Genomic DNA, 21,578 nt, shown 5'->3' with positions numbered 1-21,578 from the left:
TTTCAAATGCCGATGCCGGATCCAGACGCCAACGCCCCTTCCTATCGCGTGCTTGCCCGCAAGTACCGGCCCACCTCCTTCGAGGGGTTGATCGGCCAGGAAGCGATGGTCAAGACGCTTGCCAATGCCATTCGAAGCGGCCGGCTCGCCCACGCTTTCGTGCTGACCGGCGTGCGCGGCGTCGGTAAGACGACGACCGCCCGCATTCTGGCGCGGGCCTTGAATTGCGTAGGGCCGGACGGGCAGGGGGGAATGACGGCGTTGCCTTGCGGGCGCTGCGAACACTGCCTCGCCATCGCCGAAGGCAGCCACGTCGACGTCCTCGAAATGGACGCCGCCAGCCGGACCGGCGTCGACAACATCCGCGAGCTTCTGGACGGCGTGCGCTACCGGCCCGTCCTTGCGCGCACGAAGGTCTATATCATTGACGAAGTTCACATGCTGTCGCAGCAGGCCTTCAACGCGCTTCTCAAGACGCTGGAGGAACCGCCGCCTCATGTGACGTTCATCTTCGCCACGACCGAGACGCGCAAGGTGCCGGTGACGGTGTTGTCGCGTTGCCAGCGCTTCGACCTTCGCCGCGTCGAGGCGGAAAAATTGGCCGAGCACTTCGCCGCGATCGTCGAGAAGGAGGGGGCAAAGGCCGACGCGCTGGCGTTGCAGTTGATCGCGCGCGCCGCGGATGGCTCCGTCCGCGATGGGCTTTCGCTGCTCGACCAGGCCCTTGCCTTCGGGGCGGACGCGGTGCGTGCCGACAGCGTCCGCGAAATGCTGGGCCTGGCCGACCGCACCCGCATTTTCGATCTTTTCGACGCCGTGATGGCGGGTGACATCGCCGCCGCCCTCGACGAGTTCGGGCAGGCCTACGCCGCCGGCGCCGATCCCGTCGTCGTGCTGCAGGACTTGCTCGAGCTTACCCACTGGTTGACGCGGATCAAGGTTGTGCCGAAAACGGCGGAAAGTTTTGGCGTGCCGGAGGCCGAGCGCATCCGCGGCACGGCGATGGCGGGGAAGCTTGGCATGGCGGCCCTCGCCCGCACGTGGCAGATGCTGCTGAAGGGGATCCAGGAGGCGAAGGTGGCGGTCTCGCCCGTGCAGACGGGGGAGATGATCCTGATCCGTCTTGCCTATGCCTCCGACCTGCCGGCGCCGGCCGATCTTGTGAGCAGACTTGCCGGGGCGGGCGCGCCGGATGGCGCCGGCCAAAGGAACCCTGCCTCCGGCCCGTCGCCCGCCCGCCCAACCGCGCCGGCCATGGGTCCCGTTTCCTCGGGCGAGGCGCGAGGCAGGCTGGCCGCCAACCCGTCGCCCGAACCGGAACCGGCGCCGCGTGCGGTTTTGCAATCCCCGATGCCGACGAGTTTCCTTGAGGCTGTCCATCTCTTTCGGGAAAAGCGCGAGCCGTTGCTCCACGCCCACCTCATGAACAACGTTCACCTCGTCCGCTTCGAGCCCGGCCGTGTTATCTTCCGGGTTGGCCCGCACGCGCCCGCGAACCTCGCCAACCGTCTGGGCGAACTGCTTTCGGAATGGACGGGCGCGCGCTGGATCGTGGGCCTTGCGAAGGAAGAGGGAGAGCCCACCTTGCGCGAACAGGCGGAGGCAGCGGAGCGGGCGCGCCGCGAGGCGGCGGAAAAACACCCCCTGGTCCGCGCCGTTAGGGAAGCGTTTCCCGGGGCCACGATCGAGGCCATGCGAACGAACGATTCATTGGCCGGCGTCCGCTCGTCGGAAGGGCCAGAAGGGAAGGACGGCGAACCGGCATGAAGAACTTCGGCAAAATGATGAAGACCGCCCAGGAAATGCAGGCGAAGATCGCGGCGCTGCAAAAGACCTTCGAGGAAATCGAGGTCGAGGGACAAGCAGGCGGCGGCATGGTGAAGGTGCGAATGAACCTGAAGGGGGCGCTGCGCCGGGTGACGATCGATCCCTCCCTCGTCAACCCGGAAGAGACGGACATTCTCGAAGACCTGGTGGTGGCCGCCGGGAACGACGGCAAGGTGAAGGCGGAGGCCGAGGTCAGCAAACGCATGTCGGAAATCGCCGGCGGGCTTTCCTTGCCGCCGGGCGTCACGCTTCCCTTCTGACCGCATCCCATGCCCGAATCCGCGATCGATCCTCTCGTCCGGTTGCTGGGGCGGCTGCCCGGCTTGGGCCCCCGTTCAGCGCGCCGCGTTGCGCTCGAGCTTCTTCGCCATCGCGAATCCCTTCTTGCTCCCCTGATCAAGGCGCTGGCGGACGCCTCGGAAAAGGTTTCGGAATGTTCGGTCTGCGGCAACCTCGATCTTAAGGACCCGTGCGGGGTGTGCGCGGACCCGGCGCGCGACCGCCATTTGCTTTGCGTGGTCGAGGACGTCGCCGACCTGTGGGCGCTGGAACGGGCTCGGGTGTTCCATGGCCTCTACCATGTGCTGGGCGGTGTGCTGTCGGCTCTTGATGGGGTGGGCCCGGAGGATCTGCGGGTGGCCGGCCTGCTCGCGCGGGCGACAACCCCGGACGTGCGCGAGGTGATCTTGGCGATGAACGCGACCGTGGACGGCCAGACCACCGTCCACTATTTGAGCAATCGCCTGCAGGGGTCCGGTGTGGCCGTTTCGCGTCTCGCCCATGGCGTTCCGATCGGGGGCGAGCTTGACTACCTAGACGACGGCACGCTTGGCACGGCGCTGCGGGCACGGCGCCCGCTTTAGCCTGCCTTTCTGCGTGCTATACTTCTGCTTTACAAAGGATCGGGACAGCGGCGAATGGTGAAATTCCCCAGAAAAACGCTTGGCGAGTGGCAGCACCTTGCCGCTCTCGAATTGAAGGGTGAGCCCTTGAGCGCGCTTGACCGGGCGACGCCGGAAGGGATCCCCATCAAGCCGCTCTATACGGCGGCGGACCTTGAGAAGCTCGAACACTTGGATACGCTGCCCGGCTTGCCTCCTTACCTGCGCGGACCGCGGGCGACGATGTACGCGAACCGGCCGTGGACGATTCGCCAATACGCCGGCTTCTCGACCGCCGAAGCCTCGAACGCGTTCTACCGCAAGAACCTGGCGGCGGGTCAGATGGGGCTTTCCGTCGCCTTCGACCTTGCCACCCACCGCGGCTACGATTCGGATCACCCCCGCGTCGTCGGCGACATCGGCAAGGCCGGGGTCGCGATCGATTCGGTCGAGGACATGAAGATCCTGTTCGACGGTATTCCGCTCGACCGGATGAGCGTCTCGATGACGATGAACGGCGCCGTCTTGCCCGTGCTGGCGGGTTACATCGTCGCCGCCGAGGAGCAGGGCGTGGACCAGGCCAAGCTTTCCGGGACCATCCAGAACGACATCCTGAAAGAATTCATGGTCCGCAATACCTATATCTACCCCCCCGAACCCAGCATGCGGATCGTCGCCGACATCATCGCCTATACGGCGAAGCACATGCCGAAGTTCAACTCGATCTCGATCTCCGGCTACCACATGCAAGAGGCGGGCGCGACGGCCGTGCAGGAGCTCGCCTTCACGCTGGCCGACGGCATCGAATACGTCCGCGCCGCGCTTTCGCAGGGGCTTGATATCGACGATTTTGCGCCGCGCCTTTCCTTCTTCTGGGGGATCGGCATGAACTTCTTCATGGAGATCGCCAAGATGCGGGCCGCCCGCTACCTTTGGGCGGACCTCCTGCGCGGCTTTCGCCCCAAGAATCCGATGAGTCTCGCGCTTCGCACCCATTGCCAGACATCCGGCGTCAGCCTCACGGCGCAGGATCCCTACAACAACGTCGTCCGCACGACGATCGAGGCGATGGCGGCCGTCCTCGGTGGCACCCAGTCCCTGCATACGAACGCGCTCGACGAGGCGATCGCGCTGCCCACGCCCTTCTCCGCCCGCATCGCCCGTAACACCCAGCTGATCCTGGCCGAGGAGACGGGTATTCCCCATGTTGTCGACCCCTTGGCCGGCAGTTACTACGTGGAGAGTCTCACCGCTTCGGTGGTGGCGGCGGCGGGCAAGCTGATGGACGAAGTCGAAGCGATGGGCGGCATGACCCAGGCGATCGTTGCGGGCATGCCGAAGCTTAGGATCGAGGAGGCGGCGACGCGCAGGCAGGCGCGCATCGACCGCGGCGAGGAAGTGATCGTCGGCGTCAACCGGTACCAGCCGGAAGGTGAGGAAAAAAGTTTCGACATTCTCGACATCGACAACGCGGACGTGCGCGCCCGCCAGCTCGCCCGCCTCGAACAGGTTCGCAAGACCCGCGACGAAGCCGGCGTCCAAGCCGCTTTGCAGGCGCTGACGCAGGGGGCAAGGGGAGATGCGAATCTGCTCGCGCTTTCCATCGAGGCGGTCAGGGCGCGGGCGACGGTCGGCGAGATTTCCTCGGCCCTTGAAGCGGTCTTCTCGCGCTATCAGGCGGAAAGCCGCAGCGTCACCGGCGTCTATGGAGGGGCCTATCAGGGGGACGGGACGTTCCGGAAGGTGCGCGCCGAGGTTGAGGCCTTTGCCACGGAAACCGGCCGCCGTCCCCGGATGCTGGTCGCCAAGATGGGGCAGGATGGCCATGACCGCGGCGCCAAGGTGATCGCGACCGGCTTTGCCGATCTCGGCTTCGAAGTGGATATCGGTCCGCTTTTCCTGACGCCGGAGGAAGCCGCCCGCATCGCGGTCGAGAACGACGTTCACGTTGTCGGCGTCTCCTCGCAGGCGGCCGGTCACCGTACGCTGGTGCCGATGCTGATCGAAGAGATCAAAAAATATGGTAACCGGGAAATCCTTGTTGTCTGCGGCGGCGTCATTCCGGCGAAAGACCACGACTTCCTTCGCCAGGCGGGGGTAGGCGCCATCTTTGGCCCCGGCACCAGCATCCTCGCCGCCGCCCCGGAAGTGCTGCGGCTGATCCGGCAATTGCAGCACGCCGCCTAGACGGGCTTTGAGGCGGATGGCGGCCCTTTTTGCCCGGAATTCGGACCTTCCGTCTTGACGGCACCGGCCCTGATCCCCTATAGAACCGCCTTCGCCCGAGGCTCGTAAGGGCCCGGAAGAACCACCTTCAAGGATCGACCATGGCGCGACGTTGTGCAATCACCGGCAAGCGCCCGCTCGCCGGAAACAATGTGAGCAAGGCAAACAACAAGACCCGGCGGCGGTTCCTGCCGAATCTGCAGGCGACCTCGCTTATGAGCGACGCGCTTGGCAAGGCGGTCCGGCTCCGGCTTTCGACGCGCGCCATCCGCACCATCGAATGCAACGGCGGGCTGGACATCTACCTTCTGCAACAGGCGGATTCGCGGCTTAGCCTGGAAGTTCGCCGCATCAAGCACCGGATCGCAAAGGCGCAAAGCGTACGGACGGCAAGCTAGGCCGACCCGCCGACTTTCCTTACCCTATCCCATTCCTAAAGGCGCAAGCGGCGGGCGCGCGCCCGTTCGCCGGCCAGGGCGCGCTGGGTCCGCCGGCGCACCGGCGTGGTGTAGTCGGCGACGTCCTCGAACAGCTCGGCCAGTTTTTCGACCATCGCGCCGCCCAGCTGGGCGGCGTCGAAAATCGTGACGGCGCGCTGGTAATAGCGCGTGACGTCGTGGGCGATGCCGATCGCAAGGAGCTGAGCGTCCGAACGCGTTTCGATCCAATCGATGACGGTCCGCAGGTGGCGTTCGAGGCAGTTGCCGGGGTTGTGGGTGAGCGTCGAATCGTCGACCGGCGCGCCATCCGAAATCACCATCAGGATGCGGCGCTGTTCGGGCCTTGCCATCAGGCGCTGGTGGGCCCAGAGCAGGGCTTCGCCGTCGATGTTTTCCTTCAGCAGCCCTTCCTTCAGCATGATCCCGAAATTGTTCCGGGCCCGCCGCCAGGGCTCCTCCGCGGATTTGTAGATGATGTGCAGAAGGTCGTTGAGCCGGCCCGGATTCGCGGGGCTGTTGTCGGCGATCCACTTCTCGCGGGACTTGCCGCCTTTCCAGGTGCGCGTCGTGAAGCCAAGCACTTCCGTTTTTACGCCGCAGCGTTCAAGCGTGCGGGAAAGCACCTCGGCGCTCATGGCGGCGACGGTGATCGGCCGTCCGCGCATCGAGCCGGAGTTGTCGATCAGGATCGACACCACGGTGTCGCGGAAATTCGTCTCGGTTTCCTGCTTGAAGGAAATCGGGAAGGCCGGGTTAACGACGACGCGCGCCAGACGCGCCGCATCGAGGACACCTTCCTCAAGATCGAATTCCCAGGAACGGATCTGCTTTGCCTGCAGCAGCCGTTGCAGGCGGTTCGCGAGCTGCGTCGTAACCCCCTCCTTCAGCTGAGCGAGTTTCTGGTCGAGCTGGTTGCGAAGGTGGGCGCGCTCTTCCGACGTGCACAGGCTTTCGGCGGCGACGATCTCGTCGAAGGCCATCGTGTAGGGGCGGTAAGCCGGCGCGTCGTGGGGCGCCGTATCCCTGGGCGGGCGCGGCCGGCCGGGCTCGCCTGCCGCCTCATCGGCGCCCGGACGGAGGTCGCTGGAAAATTCCTCTTCGGCGGGCTCGCCCATCTGCTCGCCCGTTGCTTCGTCGGTGCCCTCCTCCTGCTCGCCATAGGCTTGGAGAAAATCTTCTTCTCCCTCGCCTTCCTCCTCTTTCTCGGCAAGGCCGGCTTCGGCCGTTTGGCTTTCCGGTGTTTCCTCCGCGCCCTCTTCTTCTTCCTCGTTCATCGCCTCGGCTAGGCCCAAGTCGACGAGGACGCGGCGGGCCTTCTTGGCGAAGGCGGCCTGGTTGTAAAGCGTGTTCGAAAGCGCGAGCAGGTCCCGGCCCGCCTTCGATTCGATGGTCGAGCGCCAGAAGCCCAGCATCTTTTGGCCGGATTTCGGGGTCGCTTCGCCGGTGAAATGCTCCCGCGCCAGAAACCGCACGGCATCGGCAAGCGGCGCCTGCTCGCGCTTTTCGATGACCGCAAAGCCGCGATTCAAGCAGTAATCCTCGATGGCGGCGGCCAGGTTTTGGGCGACCCCTTTCATCCGGTTAGCGCCGAGCGCTTCGATGCGGGCCTGTTCGAGGGCATCGAACACACTCCGCGCCTCGTCACCGGCCGGCGCCAGGCGGCGGTGCAGTTTCGCATCGTGGTAGCGGAGGCGGAGGGCAAGCGAGTCCGATTCACCGCGGATCTTCGCCACCTCCCAGCCGCGGAGATCGCGGGAGGGCAACGGCAGCCGCGCCGTTGACCCTTCCATCGCCGGCGGGCCCGAGGCGAACTGGACGGTGACCTCCTCTTTTTCGGAAATCGCCCGCATCGCCGCGCCTAGGGCTCGGCGGAAGGCTTCCACGAGGTTCGGTTCTTCGGCCATAAGCGATCAGACGAGGGTCGGTCCGCCGGATGTCCGCTTCAACTCCGTTCCGAAACAACGCTGGTAGTATTCGGCGACGTTGCTGCGCTCAAGCTCGTCGCATTTGTTAAGGAAAGTAACCTCGAAGGCGAAGCCGATATCGGCGAAGATTCGTGCGTTCTCGGCCCAGGTGATGATGGTCCGCGGCGACATGACCGTCGAGATGTCCCCGTTCACGAAACCGGCGCGAGTCAGATTGGCGACCGATACCATCGCTTTGACCGCCTTGCGGCCTTCCGCGTTGTCGTAGGAAGGGACCTTTGCGAGAACAATGCTTTCCTCGGCCTCCGGCGCCAGGTAGTTCAGCGTCGCCACGACGTTCCAGCGATCCATCTGGCCCTGGTTGATCTGTTGGGTGCCGTGGTAAAGCCCGGTGGTGTCGCCAAGCCCGATCGTGTTCGTTGTCGCGAACAGCCGGAAAGCCGGGTGAGGGTGAATGACCTTGTTTTGGTCGAGCAGCGTCATCTTGCCGTCAACTTCGAGGACTCGTTGAATGACGAACATGACGTCAGGTCGGCCCGCGTCATACTCGTCGAAGACAAGAGCGACCGGGTTCTGAAGCGCCCAAGGCAGCATTCCCTCGCGGAATTCCGTGACCTGTTTCCCCTCGCGAAGGACGATGGCGTCCTTGCCGATCAAGTCGATGCGGCTGATGTGGCTGTCGAGATTAATGCGAACGCATGGCCAATTCAGCCGCGCCGCCGCCTGCTCGATATGCGTTGACTTTCCGGTGCCGTGGTAGCCCTGGATCATCACGCGCCGGTTGTAGGCGAAGCCGGCCAGGATGGCGAGCGTCGTGTCGGGGTCGAAGCGGTAGGCTTCGTCGATTTCCGGCACGTGTTCTTCCGGCGTGCTGAAGGCCGGCACCTCCATGTCCGTATCCAGGCCGAAAATCTGTCGCACCGAAACCTTGATATCGGGCACCCGGGTGGAATGGGCGGGCGAAGTGTTGGGTGTTTTCTCTGTCGCGGGGGTCAACCAAACTCTCCTTCGTTCAAAATAAGGACATCCGCTTTACGCGCAATAGGCGTTCAAAAGCGTCCGGTAGGCAAGGTTGATTTCCTTCAGCCGGTCCTCGCCCGCCCGGTCGCCGCCGTGCATATCCGGATGGTGACGCTTCACGAGCGACTTGTAGCGCTCCTTGATCCGTTCCAGCGTCGTCGGCGCCGTCAGCTCGAACAGGCGGAGCGCCTTCGTCTGCTCCGTTTCTTCCCCGGCGGCCGGGGCGGCGCGGGCCTCCTTGCCGTTCGGCTCGAAAAAGACGAAAGGGTCCGCCCGCAGGGTGTCCGCCTCGCGGAAGCGGTTGGCCACTCTCTCGCCCAGCGGCCAGGAAGGCCGCTGCCAAACGGTGTCGGCGCGGGTCATGGCTTCGACCTCGGCCTCCGTCATGCCGGCGTAGTAGTTCCAGGCGCGGTTATAAGCGCGGACGTGATCGAGGCAGAACCAGTAGTAGCTGTCGAGCGCGTCGCGGGCGCGCGGCGCCGGGTAAAGGCCCACCGCCGGACAGCGCGCCTGATCGCACGGGCGCCTTCCCCCCGATTCCACCGCGTGCAGCGCGGCAATTCCGGATTTTCTTCGGCCTTTCATTAGGAAAATATGGAGGGTTCGGGAAGGCCTGACAAGCGACCTTCCCGGGCGGCTTTCCTGGCGCGGTTGGCGGCAAGGGTCAAGGCGTCTTGACGGGCGAGAGGCCGCGCCTTAAGCGAAAGGGATCGGCGACGGAAACGCAGAGGAGCAACCCCCGTGCCCACCTCCACGCAGGCGCGCCTTCAAAGTCTACTCGAAGCCGCCTTCCGACCGCTCCGGCTGACCATTTTGGACGATTCCGCCCGCCATGCGGGCCATGCTGGAAGCCGCCCCGGGGGCGGCACCCATTTTCGGGTCGAGATCGTCTCGAAGGTCTTCGAGGGAAAATCCCGTCTGGCCCGCCATCACCTCGTCAACCAGGCGTTGGCGGAAGAATTCGCCGCCTCGCTTCATGCCCTGAGCCTCAAGGCGTTGACCCCGGCGGAGGCTGGGTGCGAGGCGGTAAAGGCCCCGGACAGTCCGCTACCCGCCTGATTTCCAAGGCCGCCACCCTTAACCATCGTCCCTCTGGACACTCCCCTATAGCGAGTGTTAACCATTTATTATACAATTTTAGGTTGATATTAAGCATGCTGTACCAAGCATGTAATGAGTAATCCTATAAATCAAACACGTATAAGTTGCATATCAACTAAGAAAAAACGCGCAAAGGAGTTGGCTAATGAAGAGTACCTTGGTTAACCGTAACGTAACGGTGGGCGGCCACCGGACGAGCATTCGCCTTGAGCCGAGCATGTGGACGGCGCTCGAGGAAATTTGCCACAGGGAACTCCGGACGGTGCACGAAATCTGCACCGAGGTGGATAGCCAACGCTACGAATCGACGCTGACGGCCGCCTTGCGTGCCTTCATTGTCGTTTATTACCGTATCGCGGCGACCGAGGACGGACATCTGACCGCCGGTCACGGCCCGCTCAGCCGGCTGCAAGCCCTGCATGGCTATGCTTCCCGCCCGTGGGGAGGGAACGGCCAGCCTATGAACCGGTATAGAAACGGGGCCAGCGCTCCTTGACCACCTCGCGGTCCGAGGCGAACGCATAGCAGCTGTTGAGAAGGGGGGGCTTCTTCTCGCCGGGGTCTTCCAGCGTCTCCCGGTGGCGGAGCGGGAAGATCGTCTGAAAGGCGACGGTGGCCGCGCCATGAAGGAGGGCGGTCAGGTGCGTGCAACCGCTTGCCTTGCCGATGCGCTTTCCCAGCTCGCGGCTCCAGCCAGGGGCGATCCGCAGGCCAATCAGTTTTTCATAGGAAGACGTCGCCTCTGGACAGATCGCGAAGGGGGTCGCTTCCGAGATCGCCTCGACGTTCCGAATGACGAAGGCGTCGTCCACCGTCAAGCGAATGGACATGTCGTGGAGCGGCTCGCCGGCCGCAACGGAGCCGCGGTAACGGTTCGGGAAGTCATAGCTTTTCGTGTCCGTGAGATGGCCGTCGATATCCCACAGCCCGTCCTCGCGTTGAAAGCCCTGAATTTCAATGCGTCGGGTGTGAATCCGCTTTCTTGAAACCGCGGGCGAGAGTGGCATGGGGCGTTCCTGTCTTTGTCCGAGAGATGGAAGGGGGGCTTACGCCGGCACCTTTTTTTCCCGCGTGCGCGCCGTGGGCGAAAGGATGCGGATAGAGGTGATCTGATTCCGGTAGCGCTTGAGGACTTCGAAACGGAAACCGTGGAATTCGAAAATCTGGCCGATGTTGGGAATTTGCCTTGCCTCGTGCAGCAAGAGACCGGCGATCGTTACCGCCGGCTCGTCGGGCAACCGCCAGTCGAATTCCCGGTTCAAATCGCGGATGGTCGTCATGCCCCGCACCACGATGGAGCCGTCCGCCTGACGCCGGATGCCGGGAAGGGCGGTGTCGTGCTCGTCGGAAATCTCGCCGACAATTTCTTCGAGGATATCTTCCAGCGCAACGATCCCCAAAAACGCGCCGTATTCATCCACGACCAACGCCATGTGCTCGTGCCGTCGCCGAAACGCCTGCAGCTGGGACAGTAGCGTCGTCGATTCCGGGATGAACCAAGGGGGCGTCGCAATCGTCAGGATATCGAGAGCCTCGAGTTTGTCCTTGCGTCCGTGGATAGCGCTCAGCAGGGCCTTGGCGTGCACGATCCCGACGATATTTTCCGGCGACCCCCGCCAAAGCGGGATGCGCGTGTGCTGACCGGACAGGGCCTGGGAAACGATCGCCTCGGGGGGGTCGTCGGCGTTTACCATGAAGACGCTTTTGCGGTGGATCAGGATTTCGCCCACGGTAACGCTCGCCAGATCGAGGACGCTGCGAAGCATTGCGCGTTCCTGTTTCACGGTGGCGCCCTTACCCTTGCGAAGCTCGATTGCGCCCAGCAATTCCTCGGTGGTGGCGGCGAGGCTTCGGTCGGTCGCGATGCGGACGCCCAAGAGCGTAAGCATGCCCCTCACGACCGCCCCGACGGCGTGCACGGCCGGCGCCAAGCCGAGCACGGTCCAGCGCACGGCGGGCGCCACCCAAAGGGCGGTCCGGGTGGCGTTGTGGATGGCGTAAGTTTTCGGCAGCACCTCGGCGAAGATGAGGACCAGCGTCGTCATCGCGAGGGTTGCATAGATGATGCCCGTATCGCCGAACCAGCCGATCAGGAGGCTGGTCGCAAGGGAGGAAGCGAGTATGTTTACCAAGTTGTTGCCGAGCAGGAGGGCGCCGATCAGGTTTTCTTTCCGCTCGCGCAGCTGGTTGACGATCTTTGCGCGCTTGTCGCCGGTTCGTTCAAGCTGGTAGAGCCGCAAGCGGGAGGCGGCGGTAAGCGCCGTTTCCGAGCCCGAAAAGAAGGCGGAAAGCACGAGCAGAATGAGAATCGCGACCAGCAAAAGAATCACGAATTCATTCATCTAGGCGACCTCTTCCAGAAAGCGCGCAACCGCGTCGATGGCGACGTCATCGGTCAGGAACGCCTGGCCGATCCCCCGCGCCAGCACGAAACGGATTCGCCCCCCCGCGACTTTCTTGTCCTGCGCCATGCGCTCAAGCAGGGTCGCCGTGTCCCACCGGCCGCGGCCCGCTTCCTTCAGCGTTACGGGCAAGCCCGCACCTTTCAGATGGCGGCGCACGCGCAAGGCGTCGTCCGCCGAACACAGGCCGAGCCGGGCCGAGAAGTCGAAAGCAAGGTTTAACCCGACGGCAACCGCCTCGCCGTGCTGCAGGGAAGAAGAATCAAAAGCGTTCGCCGCTTCCAGCGCATGGCCGAAGGTGTGGCCAAGGTTGAGCAGCGCGCGCGCGCCGGCTTCCCGCTCGTCCTCCGCCACGATCGCCGCCTTCGTTTCGCAAGCCTTCACGATGGCCTTGGTGAGCGGTTCCGGCTGGCCGGCAAGAACCGCCGCGCCGTTTTCTTCCAGCCAGGCGAAGAACGCGGCGTCGCGGATGAGGCCGCATTTGACGACTTCGGCGTAGCCGGCGATTAATTCCCGGCGCGGCAGGGTCTTAAGCGTCGCGATGTCCGAAAGGACAAGCCGCGGCTGGTGGAAGCTTCCCACCAGATTCTTGCCATGGGACGTGTTTATCCCGGTCTTGCCGCCGACGGCGCTGTCTACTTGGGAGAGCAGCGTCGTGGGCGCCTGTACGAAATCGACCCCGCGGAGCGTGACGCTGGCGGCGAAGCCGGCGAGATCTCCGATCACGCCGCCGCCGAGAGCGATCAGAAGCGACCGCCGCTCGATCCGGTGCTCGAACAACCGATCGAGCAAGCGTTCGAGATGCGCAAAGCTCTTGGTTGCCTCGCCCGCGGGCAAGACAATGGAAAACGGCGTAATCCCGGCGGCTTTCAGGCTGTCCTCCAGAGGGCGCAGGTGGTGGCTTGCCACCCGCTCGTCGGTTACTACGAAGACGCGATCCTCTTTCAGAAACGGCCGCAGGTGATAGGCGGCCTCGGCCAGCAGGTGGGGGCCGATACGGATGTCGTAGCTCCGCTCGCCGAGGGCGACCCGGACGGTGGCGGGGCGATGGGCGGGGGGGGTCATGTCGATTGCACGCCGGATCGCCAGGCGGCAACGGGGCTATCTTTCCGGTACTCGGCCAAGGCCGCGATCACCTGGTCGACGGTCGCTTCCACCCCTTCGTCTTTCACCTCGACCACGACGTCGGCCTCGGCATAGATCGGGTAGCGCACCGCGATCAGCTTCGTAAGAATGGCGCGCGGATCGCCCTCTTTTAGCAAAGGCCGGGCCGGGCGACGGCGAATGCGAGCGAGCAGGAGGTCAAGATCGCCCCTCAGCCAGACAGAAACCCCGCAGGCTTGGATGGCGGCTCGGGTGTCGGGGTCGAGGAACGCCCCGCCGCCCGCCGCCAGCACGTGGGGCGGGCCGGACAAAAGGCGCGCCATCACCTTCCGCTCGCCCTCGCGGAAATGCGCTTCGCCATAGGTTTCAAAGAGTTCTTCGATCGTTGAACCGGCCGCCTTTTCGATTTCTTCGTCGGCGTCTAGGAAAGGAAGCCCAAGACGCGCCGCGAGGCGGCGGCCTACCGAGGATTTTCCGACCCCCATCAAGCCGATGAGCACGACCGTCGGGTTTCCGTTGCCAGGATCTTTGCGCGTCATTTTCCCAGGGAACCCGGGCCGCCGGAACGATGGATGACGTTGAAATGAGAGGCACGATGTCGCAGTATCGCCATGCACGGAGCCTATCACAGGTCGAAAACCCGCCGCCAGCGGAAGCCGTCCCTTGGGCGGCGGGGCGACCACCGCAATCTGGAGAACGGAAAATGGCCATGTCCTCGGTCTTGAATCGCAGCGCGCGGGTTGTTTTGCTGTTGCTGGCCCTCGTGGTCCTTGGTGGTTTCGTGGTGCTTGCAAACTGGGATATTCCGCCCCCTGCTGCTGCGGTCGAAAAGGTGCTGCCCGATGATCGTCTTCCGAAATAGACTGAAGTTCCCGCTTTTCCTTTCGACCGTCTTCGCGCTTGGGCTTTTTCCGGTTGCTTTGGCGGCGGAGCCGACCGAAGAAACGGAAACGCTTGCCGTTCCGGTGGACGTGACGCCCCTCGAGATGGTGGATCCGAATTCCGTCGGCCTGCTCGACGATGCGGCGGGCGGCTTCGGGGTCGGCATGTGGGAAGGGACGGATCGCAAGCTTGTTGAGCAGCTGTTGCCGAAATTGCCGGCCGCCGCGCCCTCCCGCGTCCTGCGTTCCCTGCAGCGCCGCCTCTTGCTTTCGATGGCGACGGCGCCGGGCGATGGCGTTCTGCAAGCCAACCTGCTGCCGCTGCGTTTCGAGCGCCTGGCCGCGATGGGCGAGACCGAAGCCGTTCTGGCGCTTGCGCAGATCGTTCCCGCCGCCGCACTGGACGAATCCATGGCGATCGTCATCGTCGAGAGTCTTTTCCTTGTCGGCCAGACGGAGACGGCTTGCCAGGAGGTGCGAAATCGAATCCGCGATTATCCGGGGGCGCATTGGCAGAGAATGCTGGTTTTTTGCGAATCGCTTGCCGGGGAGACGGAGGCGGTCGAACTTGGCCTCGCGCTTCTCGGGGAGATGCCGGAAAAGACGAAGCCCGTTTTCTTCCAGTTGATCGGGGCGATTCTCGGCCGGGAAGATGTGGCGATTGCCAGCCTGCCGGAACCTTCGCCACTTGAGGTCGTCATGATCGCTGCCGCCAAACGAGAGGTGCCGCCGGACGCCGGCACGGCAACCCACGCCGCCTCCCTCCGCCTGCTGGCCGGGAACGGGAACGCGCCGATGGCGCTCCGACAGGTGGCGGGCGAGCGGGCCGAGGCGATCGGCAGCCTTGCGACCGAAGACCTGGCAGCCCTTTACGGGGCGGTCTCTTTTCCCGCCGAGGCGATCGCGGCGGCCGGGGACGCGGCGATGCAAGATCCGTCTTCGCGCGCCCTGCTCTATCAGGCGGCGCGGGCGGCGTCCTCGCCCGAGATCAAGGCCCGCCTGCTCGAACGCGCCTGGCAAGCGGCCAGCGTGGCCGACCCCACCGGCGCCCTTTACGGGACGAGCGTGCGGATCAACCTGCCTGTGCTCGACTCGTTGACGCCCACGCCCGAGCTGGCCTGGTTTGCCGCGGCGGCGGGCCAGGCGTTGTTGCTTGGTGGTCGGTGGGAGGAGGCCGCTACCTGGCTCGACCTCGCCCGCCGCGAGGCGTTCGCGACTGCCGCGGCCGAGAAGGCTCGAGACCGGCTCTCGCCATACGTGCAGCTTGCCGGGCAGGCAGAGGGGATGAGCCTTGAAGCGGACCGTCTCGATGCCTGGCTAGCCGGGCGGCCAGAGGGGGCGGCAGGTAAGGCGGAAGCGGCGCGCCTTTTCGGTCTTCTGACGGCGATGGGCGAGACGGTGAGCGGGGCCGAATGGGCGCAGCTTGTGGACGAGGCGCCGCAAACGACGGCGGTCGTGCCGTCGGCCGCCATCCGGCATGGGCTGGCCGAAGCCTCGGCGGCCGGCCGGCTGGGGGAGACGGTGTTGCTGACCTTGCTGAGCCTGGGCGAACGGGGGCCGGCGGCGGCTAGTGCCGTCACGCTTGAGGCGGCCGTTCTCGCCCTGCGGGCGGTCGGGCTCGATCGCGATGCCCGCGCGCTGGCGCTTGAGGCAAGCCTCCTTGGGGAGCCCTGACGCCATGTCGGTTTCCACCCGCGCCGTGGAAAGCTTTCTCGAAATGCTGCTCGCCGAGCGGGGGGCGGCGAAGAACACGCTTGAGGCGTATGCCCGGGACATCGGGAATTTCAGTCAGTTCCTTGCCCATCGCGGCGAACGCCTTGAGGCGGCGACGAGCGAAGCGTTGCGCGCCTATTTGCAAAAGCTCGACAAAGCGGGATTTTCGTCGCGCACGGTCGCCCGCAAGCTTTCGGCGCTTCGCCAGTTCTACCGGTTTCTCTATGCGGAAGGGATTCGCGCCGAGGACCCCAGCGCCGCCATCGACAGCCCGAAGCTTCCCCGACATCTGCCGAAATATCTGAGCGAGGCGGAGGTCGAGCGCCTGCTCGACGCGGCGCGCCGCGAAGGGGGCTTCAAGGGTCTTCGCACCCAGGCCCTGCTCGAAATTCTTTACGCGACCGGGCTTCGGGTCTCGGAGCTGGTCGCGCTTCCTCTCTCGGCGGTCGCCGGCGACAAGCGGTTTCTCGTCGTGCGCGGCAAGGGGGAAAAGGAGCGGATGGTCCCTCTGGGCGCGCCGGCCGCCGCAGCGCTTGAGGCCTGGCGGGGTGTGCGCAAGGCCAGCCTGGCCGAAGGAGAAGAATCGAAATGGCTGTTTCCTTCCCGTGCGAAGGCCGGGCACCTGACGCGGCAGCGTTTTCTCCAGCGTCTGAAAAGCCTGGCGGTAACGGCCGGAATTGATCCAGCGAAGGTTTCGCCCCACGTCCTTCGGCACGCCTTCGCCAGCCATTTGCTCGCCAACGGCGCGGACCTGCGCAGCGTTCAGCGGATGCTGGGGCATGCCGACATCGCGACGACCCAGATTTACACCCACGTCCTGCGCGAGCGGCTGAAGCGTCTGGTGGATGAACACCACCCGCTGGCAAACCCTCGTTAGCCGCACATTCCACGCCCGGAGTTGACTTTCTCTCTCAAGGGCGGAATCAATCCGACTTCTTCAAGGGTGCCAGTCGCCCGCCGCCGGCAATATTTTGCCAACCGAACGAGGATTTCATGAGTTTTACGATCGTCGAGGAAGCCACCCCCCGTCTAAACCGCAGCGAGCTTGCCGTTCCCGGCAGTTCGCCGAAATTCTTCGAAAAGGCGGCGAAGGGGGCGGCCGACGTCATCTTCCTGGACCTTGAGGACGCGGTGGCGCCGAACGACAAGCCGCAGGCGCGGAAAAACATTGTCCAGGCGCTGAACGACATCGACTGGAGCGGAAAGACGGTCGCCGTCCGCATCAACGGTCTCGATACGCACTACATGTACCGCGACGTCGTTGACGTCGTCGAACAGGCGGGCGACAAGCTCGACCTCATCATGATTCCGAAGGTCGGTACTGCGGCGGATGTCTACGCCGTGGACATGCTGGTGACGCAGATCGAACAGGCGAAAGGATACAAGAAGCGCATCGGGTTCGAGCTTATCATCGAAACCGCGCTCGGCATGATGAACGTGGATGCGATCGCGGCCGCCAGCCCGCGGAACGAATCGCTCCATTTCGGGGTTGCCGACTACGCCGCCTCGACGAAGGCGAAGACGACCAACATCGGCGGCCCCAACCCGAACTACGTCGTGCTCACCGACCCGGACGATCAGGGCAAGCGCGAGGTGCATTGGGGCGACATGTGGCATTACGCGATCGCCCGCCTGGTGGTGGCGGCCCGCGCCAATGGCCTGCGGCCGGTGGATGGCCCCTTCGGCGATTTCTCGGACTCCGCCGGCTACCGCGCGCAAGCCGGCCGCGCCGCGGTTCTCGGTTGCGAGGGCAAATGGGCGATCCACCCCTCCCAAATCCCGATCGCAAACGAAGTCTTCAGTCCTTCCGAGAAGGAAGTGACGAAAGCGAAACGCATCCTCGAGGCGATGGCGCAGGCGCAAAAAGAAGGTCAGGGCGCCGTGGCGCTCGACGGCAAGCTGATCGACATAGCCTCGATCAAGCAGGCGCAGGTTCTCGTAACGAAGGCGGAGCAAATTGACACTCGCGGGACGGCGGACTAGGCGCCGCCGATTTTTGAGCCGCTTTCCGACGTGCGGCGAATCCTTCTCGGTCGCACGCGCCGCTGCGTGCTAGGATAACCCCATGCAACATTTTCTCGATTTCGAGAAGCCGATCGCCGAGCTGGAAGGAACGATCGAGGTGTTGCGCCATCGCACCGGCGGTGATGGCGTCAACGTCTCCGAGGAAATCGCGAAGCTTCAGGCCAGGATCGATCGGCTCTACCAACAGATTTATGCAAAACTTTCGCCTTGGCAAAAGGTTCAGGTTGCGCGCCATCCGCAACGCCCGCGCCTTTCCGATTACCTGAACGGCTTGCTGACGGAGTGGACGCCCTTGGCTGGCGACCGGCTCTATGGCGACGACCCGGCGATCCTCGGCGGTCTCGGGCGGTTCCGTGGCCGTTCCGTGGTCGTTCTTGGCCACGAGAAGGGTTCGGACACCGACTCCCGCGTTCGCCACAATTTCGGCATGGCCCGGCCCGAGGGGTACCGGAAGGCGCAGCGCCTGTTCCGTCTGGCTGATCGCTTCAAGCTTCCGGTGCTGAGCTTCGTGGATACGCCCGGCGCCTATCCGGGTGTGGACGCGGAGGAACGCGGCCAGGCCGAGGCGATCGCGCGGTGCATCGAAGTGGGGCTTGATGTGCGCGTGCCTTTCCTAAGCGTTGTGATCGGCGAGGGGGGGTCGGGTGGCGCGCTCGCTATCGCCGCCGCCGATCGGGTGTTCATGCTGGAACACGCGATCTATTCCGTGATCTCCCCGGAAGGGTGCGCCTCCATTTTGTGGCGAAGCGGGGAGGCGACGAAGGAGGCCTCGGAGGCCTTGAAGCTCACCGCCCAGGATATCTTCAAGCTCGGCCTCATCGACAAGATCGTGCTGGAGCCCTTGGGCGGCGCTCACCGCCAGCCCCGCCAGATCATCCACGCGGTGGGGAGCGTCATCGAGAAGGAACTGAGCGCACTGGCGAAGATCGAGGGCGGCACGCTGCGCGCCCGCCGCCGCGAGAAGTTTCTTGCCATGGGCAGGCGGGACCCGGGCTAGGGCCTGTGGCCCTGCCTTGGCCCGCGGCCTTAAGCGCCGCGCCCGTGGCAGTGTTTGTATTTTTTCCCCGACCCGCATGGACAAGGCGCGTTCCGCTGCACCCGTCCCCAGGTGGCCGGATCGTTCGGGTCCTGGACGGCTGCCGCTTCGCGGCGACGGGCCGGCGAAGCCGCCAGGGCAGGTTCCGTCGGCCGTCGGCCGGGCAACGCCGTCGGCGGCCGTTGGCCGAAGGCAGGGTCGGTCCGCCCTTCCTGCATCGGTATGGATTTTCGCGGGATCTCGATTTCCTTGGCGGAGGCAACCTGCACCTCGAGATGGCTCAATACCCCGGTGACGGTTTCCCGAAGTTTTTCCAGCATGTCCTCGAAAAGACCGAACGCCTCGCGTTTATATTCGTTCAAGGGGTCGCGCTGGCCATAGGCGCGGAGACTGATGCCTTGGCGCAGATGGTCAAGCGTCAACAGATGGTCCTTCCACGTCTGGTCGAGCAACTGCAAGAGAACGCTCTTTTGGGCGGTTCGGAAGATTTCCGGCCCATAGGTCGCAAACTTCTCCGCTATCTTGCGGTTTGAGGCGTCCGCAAGGCGGGTGCGAATCTCGGCGTCCGCGATCCCTTCTTCCTTGACCCATTCGTCGATGGGAAGGTCGAGCGCCAGCAGCCTGCGGGCTTCCTCGTGCAGGCCTTTGGCGTCCCATTGTTCGGGGTAGGCGGATTCCGGGATCGTGCGGCGTACAATGTCGTCGATGACATCCTGGCGCATGCCTTCGACCATTTCGGAGACGTCGTCGGCCTGCATCAACTCGCGCCGCTGCTCGTAAATGGCTTTCCGCTGATCGTTCATCACGTCGTCGAAACGAAGCAGGTTTTTCCGGATGTCGAAGTTCCGGGCCTCGACTTTTTGTTGGGCCTTCTCGATTGCCTTGTTGACCCAGGGGTGGGTGATCGCCTCGTTTTCTGGCAGCCCCAACCGTTCCAGCATGCCACCCATGCGTTCGGACCCGAAGATCCGCATGAGGTCGTCTTCCAGGGAAAGGAAGAATTTCGAAGCGCCCGGGTCGCCCTGCCGGCCGGACCGGCCGCGAAGCTGGTTGTCGATCCGGCGGCTTTCGTGGCGTTCCGTGCCGATGACGTAAAGCCCGCCGGCGGCGGACGCCTGCGCCTTGTATTCGGCGTGCTTTGCGTGGATCTCTTCCGTCTTTTTCGCCCGCGCCGCCGCGTCGGTGATGTCGGAAAGCGCGTCGGCAAGCCACATGTCGAGGGTGCCGCCGAGCTGGATGTCCGTGCCCCGGCCCGCCATGTTGGTGGCGATGGTGACGGCCCCGGGCCGGCCGGCCTGGGCGATGATATGGGCTTCCTTCTCGTGGTAGCGGGCGTTCAGGACCTGGTGCTTGATCTTCCGTTTCTTGAGTAGCCCGGCAAGCGTCTCGGACTTCTCGATGCTGATGGTGCCAACCAGCACCGGCTGGCCGCGTTGCTGGCAGTCCTCGATCAGGTCGAGAATCGCCGAATATTTCTCGGCCTCTCGCCGGTAGATGTCGTCGTCGTCGTCGATGCGGGTGCAGGGGACGTTGGTCGGGATATCCACGACGCGCAGTTTGTAGATGTCGCCGAATTCGGAGGCCTCCGTCATCGCCGTCCCGGTCATGCCGGCGAGTTTCGGATAAAGCCGGAAATAGTTCTGAAAGGTGATCGAGGCGAGCGTCTGGTTCTCGTTTTGGATGCGCACGCCTTCCTTCGCTTCCAGGGCCTGGTGCAGGCCGTCGGAAAAACGCCGCCCTTCCATCATGCGCCCGGTGAATTCATCGATGATGACGATGCGGTCGTCCTTGACGATGTAGTCCGTGTCGCGGGAAAAAAGTTTGTGCGCCCGCAGGGCTTGGTTCATATGGTGGACGAGGCCAACGTTTCGGATGTCGTAAAGCGAAGCGCCTTTCTCGATCCGGCCGGCCTCGATGAGCCATTGTTCAACCTTTTCGACGCCCTGTTCCGTCAGGGACACGGCGCGCGCCTTCTCGTCCTTCTCGTAGTCTTCTTCGGAAAGCTTCGGGATCAGCGCGTCCGCCATCCGATAGAACTCGGAGCTGTCCTCGGCCGACCCGGAAATGATGAGCGGCGTGCGCGCTTCGTCGATCAGGATGCTGTCCACCTCGTCGACGATGGCGTAGTGGAAGGGCCGCTGGGCCATGTCCTCAAGCCGGTACTTCATGTTGTCGCGCAGATAGTCAAAGCCGAATTCGTTGTTCGTGCCGTAGGTCACGTCGGCGGCGTAGGCGGCCTTGCGTTCGGCGTCGCTTCGCTCGTGGACGATGCACCCGACTTCGAGACCCAGGAAGCGGTAAATCTGCCCCATCCATTCCGCGTCGCGTTTGGCCAGGTAATCGTTGACGGTGACGACATGGACGCCCTTGCCCGGCAGCGCGTTGAGATAGACTGGCAGGGTTGCGACCAGCGTCTTGCCTTCGCCCGTTTTCATTTCCGCGATCATGCCGCGGTGGAGAACGATGCCGCCGATGAGCTGGACGTCGAAGTGGCGCTGGCCCAGGGTGCGCTTCGCGGCCTCCCGTACGGTGGCGAAAGCCTCGACGAGCAGGTCGTCGAGCGGCTCGCCTTTGGCTAGGCGTTCCCGGAACCAGGGCGTGCGCGCCCGCAACTCCGCATCGGAAAGTGCTGCGAGCGTTTCTTCCTCGGCGTTGATGGCGTTAACGAGCGGCTTCAGCTTGCGAAGGAAGCGGTCGTTTGTCGAACCAAGGAATTGTCGGGCGAGGGCGCCGATCATGCGGGTTCTCTCGATCGGAAGGGAAACGGATTGCGTGCGCGATTCACCCCGAGAAATAGGGCGCGCGGCTTGGCCTGTCAACGGGCAGGGCTGGCGCAACCGGCGGGAATCCCAAAGGGATGGCCACTTTCCGCTCTTGTCCTTGGCGGCGCGATCTGTAGGATGCCGGGTGCCGCCGGGCGAAGATGCGTAAAACCCCCGTCCGCCGGCTTTTTTCAACCGTCATTGCCGACACCGACATGGCCGGGAAGAAGAAAAT

At 64.2% G+C, this 21,578-nt stretch carries 20 protein-coding genes; 12 read left to right on the top strand and 8 right to left on the bottom strand.

The features are described 5' to 3' along the window. Positions 1 to 12: 12 nt before the first annotated feature. The 5 genes from AB1781_09430 (at position 13) to rpmB (ending at position 5,332) form a co-directional block, all read left to right on the top strand. On the top strand, positions 13 to 1,767 hold the full coding sequence (locus tag AB1781_09430; GenBank protein ID MEW5704787.1) for a DNA polymerase III subunit gamma/tau: 1,755 nt from the start codon (positions 13 to 15) through the stop codon (positions 1,765 to 1,767). After that, on the top strand, positions 1,764 to 2,087 hold the full coding sequence (locus AB1781_09425) for a YbaB/EbfC family nucleoid-associated protein (protein ID MEW5704786.1): 324 nt from the start codon (positions 1,764 to 1,766) through the stop codon (positions 2,085 to 2,087). Before AB1781_09430 ends, AB1781_09425 begins: the two co-directional genes overlap by 4 nt. Positions 2,088 to 2,096: 9 nt before the next feature. Then, positions 2,097 to 2,690 (top strand): recombination mediator RecR, encoded by a 594-nt coding sequence (gene recR, locus AB1781_09420; GenBank protein ID MEW5704785.1) that lies wholly within the window; start codon positions 2,097 to 2,099, stop codon positions 2,688 to 2,690. Positions 2,691 to 2,744: 54 nt separating this feature from the next. After that, complete coding sequence (gene scpA / locus AB1781_09415) at positions 2,745 to 4,895, top strand: methylmalonyl-CoA mutase (protein ID MEW5704784.1); 2,151 nt, start codon at positions 2,745 to 2,747, stop codon at positions 4,893 to 4,895. 140 nt (positions 4,896 to 5,035) lie between these two features. Next, positions 5,036 to 5,332, top strand: coding sequence for a 50S ribosomal protein L28 (rpmB, locus tag AB1781_09410; protein MEW5704783.1), 297 nt, complete (start codon positions 5,036 to 5,038; stop codon positions 5,330 to 5,332). A 35-nt stretch (positions 5,333 to 5,367) separates the two neighbouring features. Here the strand turns inward: rpmB and cobT are convergent, their stop codons facing one another. The 3 genes from cobT to AB1781_09395 all read right to left on the bottom strand — a co-directional run bounded on the left by cobT (position 5,368) and on the right by AB1781_09395 (position 8,904). Beyond that, a complete protein-coding gene (gene cobT / locus AB1781_09405; protein ID MEW5704782.1) occupies positions 5,368 to 7,278 on the bottom strand; it encodes a cobaltochelatase subunit CobT in 1,911 nt (636 codons plus the stop codon). Positions 7,279 to 7,284: 6 nt separating this feature from the next. Further along, positions 7,285 to 8,241, bottom strand: a complete 957-nt coding sequence (gene cobS / locus AB1781_09400; protein ID MEW5704781.1) for a cobaltochelatase subunit CobS — start codon at positions 8,239 to 8,241, stop codon at positions 7,285 to 7,287. Positions 8,242 to 8,331: 90 nt separating this feature from the next. Beyond that, complete coding sequence (locus AB1781_09395) at positions 8,332 to 8,904, bottom strand: J domain-containing protein (protein MEW5704780.1); 573 nt, start codon at positions 8,902 to 8,904, stop codon at positions 8,332 to 8,334. A 156-nt stretch (positions 8,905 to 9,060) separates the two neighbouring features. Between AB1781_09395 and AB1781_09390 the strand changes: the two genes are divergently transcribed. Both AB1781_09390 and AB1781_09385 read left to right on the top strand, forming a co-directional pair. Beyond that, on the top strand, positions 9,061 to 9,378 hold the full coding sequence (locus AB1781_09390; GenBank protein ID MEW5704779.1) for a BolA family protein: 318 nt from the start codon (positions 9,061 to 9,063) through the stop codon (positions 9,376 to 9,378). Positions 9,379 to 9,565: 187 nt separating this feature from the next. After that, entirely contained in the window at positions 9,566 to 9,916 is a 351-nt protein-coding gene (locus AB1781_09385; GenBank protein ID MEW5704778.1) for a ribbon-helix-helix domain-containing protein, read from the top strand. On the opposite strand, the gene AB1781_09380 is transcribed toward AB1781_09385, so the two are convergent. The 4 genes from AB1781_09380 to AB1781_09365 are packed head-to-tail and all read right to left on the bottom strand — an operon-like array spanning position 9,879 to position 13,465. Beyond that, positions 9,879 to 10,427 (bottom strand): DUF2889 domain-containing protein, encoded by a 549-nt coding sequence (locus AB1781_09380; GenBank protein MEW5704777.1) that lies wholly within the window; start codon positions 10,425 to 10,427, stop codon positions 9,879 to 9,881. The two genes, AB1781_09385 and AB1781_09380, sit on opposite strands and share 38 nt — an antisense overlap. A 39-nt stretch (positions 10,428 to 10,466) precedes the next feature. Continuing rightward, complete coding sequence (locus tag AB1781_09375; GenBank protein ID MEW5704776.1) at positions 10,467 to 11,762, bottom strand: HlyC/CorC family transporter; 1,296 nt, start codon at positions 11,760 to 11,762, stop codon at positions 10,467 to 10,469. Next, positions 11,763 to 12,887 (bottom strand): 3-dehydroquinate synthase, encoded by a 1,125-nt coding sequence (aroB, locus tag AB1781_09370; GenBank protein ID MEW5704775.1) that lies wholly within the window; start codon positions 12,885 to 12,887, stop codon positions 11,763 to 11,765. It lies immediately after the preceding gene. Beyond that, positions 12,884 to 13,465, bottom strand: a complete 582-nt coding sequence (locus AB1781_09365; protein MEW5704774.1) for a shikimate kinase — start codon at positions 13,463 to 13,465, stop codon at positions 12,884 to 12,886. The genes aroB and AB1781_09365 overlap by 4 nt, the downstream gene beginning before the upstream one ends. Positions 13,466 to 13,635: 170 nt before the next feature. Between AB1781_09365 and AB1781_09360 the strand changes: the two genes are divergently transcribed. From AB1781_09360 to AB1781_09340, 5 genes are all read left to right on the top strand, one after another. Next, positions 13,636 to 13,788, top strand: coding sequence for a hypothetical protein (locus AB1781_09360; protein ID MEW5704773.1), 153 nt, complete (start codon positions 13,636 to 13,638; stop codon positions 13,786 to 13,788). Next, entirely contained in the window at positions 13,769 to 15,481 is a 1,713-nt protein-coding gene (locus AB1781_09355; GenBank protein ID MEW5704772.1) for a hypothetical protein, read from the top strand. Before AB1781_09360 ends, AB1781_09355 begins: the two co-directional genes overlap by 20 nt. 4 nt (positions 15,482 to 15,485) lie before the next feature. Next, a complete protein-coding gene (xerD, locus tag AB1781_09350; protein MEW5704771.1) occupies positions 15,486 to 16,397 on the top strand; it encodes a site-specific tyrosine recombinase XerD in 912 nt (303 codons plus the stop codon). Positions 16,398 to 16,513: 116 nt separating this feature from the next. Continuing rightward, positions 16,514 to 17,503 (top strand): CoA ester lyase, encoded by a 990-nt coding sequence (locus AB1781_09345; protein MEW5704770.1) that lies wholly within the window; start codon positions 16,514 to 16,516, stop codon positions 17,501 to 17,503. 82 nt (positions 17,504 to 17,585) lie between these two features. Beyond that, a complete protein-coding gene (locus AB1781_09340) occupies positions 17,586 to 18,542 on the top strand; it encodes an acetyl-CoA carboxylase carboxyltransferase subunit alpha (protein MEW5704769.1) in 957 nt (318 codons plus the stop codon). A 29-nt stretch (positions 18,543 to 18,571) separates the two neighbouring features. Here AB1781_09340 and secA read toward each other — a convergent pair whose 3' ends face one another. Continuing rightward, positions 18,572 to 21,319 carry a preprotein translocase subunit SecA gene (gene secA / locus AB1781_09335; protein MEW5704768.1) on the bottom strand — a complete coding sequence of 916 codons (2,748 nt, stop codon included), beginning with the start codon at positions 21,317 to 21,319 and terminating at the stop codon, positions 18,572 to 18,574. Positions 21,320 to 21,578: the final 259 nt, after the last annotated feature.

This window comes from Pseudomonadota bacterium (assembly GCA_040752895.1).
Taxonomy (GTDB): Bacteria; Pseudomonadota; Alphaproteobacteria.
The sequence above is the reverse complement of the archived record's forward strand: the minus strand, read 5'-3'. Positions and strand labels throughout refer to the sequence as shown.